We start from the raw sequence: 1,437 nt of genomic DNA, 5'->3' as shown, positions 1-1,437 counted from the left end.
GCGGCCTGTGGCCGCCAAGACCTTGGGGCCTGTTCCGGCCCCAAACCCGCCCCGGCTCTTGGTTCCGGTGCAATTTTCAGCGGCAAAAGTCAACCGTTTTATTTCAACAAAAAGGGTTGTTTTTCTGCTCAAAAGGGTTGACGGTCAACCCTTTAACCCATATAATAGAACCCATGATGAACGATGAAACCGGGGCAGTAAAAGCCGGTTTCCCAGACTGAAAGGGTTAGCAAAATGGATCTCCGCGCAGACATCACGAACGCCATCATTCGCATGATCGAAGAAGGCGCAGCCAACGGCGACAAGTCGCTGTGGGATCACGCTATCAAGTTCGGGATGCCGGTCAACTACAAGACCAAGCGCCCTTACTCTGGCGTCAATGTCCCGCTGCTGTGGTGTGCTGCTGCTGATCGCGGCCTTGAGCGTAACGAGTGGCTGACCTTCAAGCAGGCGCAGGAGCTGGGCGCGAACGTCAAGAAGGGCTCCAAGGGCGTCATGGGCGTTTTCTTCAAGATGATGCCCAAGAAGGGCGCGGACGCCGGCAGCGCTGACGAAGGCGACAGCGAAGGCGGGTTCATCCCGATGATGAAGCCGTTTTGGGTGTTCAACGTCGCCGACATCGAGAACCTGCCGGAAGTGGAAGACACCCGCCCGGAATGGGGTCCCCTCGTTTTCAGTGCAATAAGTGACGGTACGAAAAGCTAGCACTGGCGCGGAGGTGGTGTTGGTAGATCGTTGATTTCATTGACTTTCCTGTTCACTTTCAAATCTGCGATTCGTGGCGTCAAACCGTGATCGGTTTCATCCGTTGGTGCCAGTTATCGGTGCTCCCTGCCGCGAGGGCAGGATTTGGTCGGCATAACGGTCAACAGGAAAGCGGAACACGCCTCGCAGGTTGATGCTTTCCAGCCTGGTGGGAGCAATTTTTCCGATCAGTTCCGGCGGAATGGCCTGGCGGCGGTTCGACCAGCGATCCAGAACAGCCTGCATTTGTGACGTGTTCCACGCCATGACGATGTTGGCCAGCAGACTCAACGCGTCGGCCACAGCCTGCATTTCGTCCACACGTTTGGCCTGTGCCGGGCTGATCCGGCCGGTGTAAATGGCGCGCTTGAGGGCGTTGACCGCCTCCCCCCGGTTGAGCACCCGGCGCAATTCATTCCTGAAAGCGTCCTTAACAAAGTAGTCGGCAAGGAACGCGGTTCGCAGCAAACGTCCCAATTGCACGCCAGCGTCATAGATGGGGTCACCCTGGGCAGCAGAGCCAAACCGCGCCAGTGCTGCCACCGCACTGGCGTGACCACTCATGACCGAAGCCGCCAGATGCACCGGGCTGTCCCAATGCTTTTCGATCAGGGCATCCACCGAAAACCAAGGGCCGTGCACGCTACTTGCTGGTGATCGAACAGTGTCTTCTCCCGCCCGTACAGCGTGCGC

Annotated in this window: 2 protein-coding genes; one reads left to right on the top strand and one right to left on the bottom strand. The window is 57.8% G+C overall.

From position 1 onward, the window contains the following. Window positions 1-234: 234 nt before the first annotated feature. A complete protein-coding gene (locus FFS45_RS41460; protein ID WP_052421090.1) occupies window positions 235-705 on the top strand; it encodes an ArdC family protein in 471 nt (156 codons plus the stop codon). A 96-nt stretch (window positions 706-801) separates the two neighbouring features. Here the strand turns inward: FFS45_RS41460 and FFS45_RS41455 are convergent. Then, window positions 802-1,437 (bottom strand): Tn3 family transposase (locus tag FFS45_RS41455; RefSeq protein WP_249363139.1); only part of this gene is annotated, 636 nt, incomplete at its 5' end.

It is taken from the genome of Burkholderia sp. 4M9327F10, assembly GCF_005503145.1.
In the GTDB taxonomy this organism is placed as follows: Bacteria; Pseudomonadota; Gammaproteobacteria; order Burkholderiales; family Burkholderiaceae; genus Paraburkholderia.
Note: the sequence above shows the minus strand (reverse complement) of the source record. Positions and strands in the feature narration are given on the sequence as shown.

Coding starts and splice junctions, on each gene's coding strand:
- FFS45_RS41460 (WP_052421090.1), top strand. CDS start 235: ATGGATCTCCGCGCAGACATCACGAACGCCATCATTCGCATGATCGAA.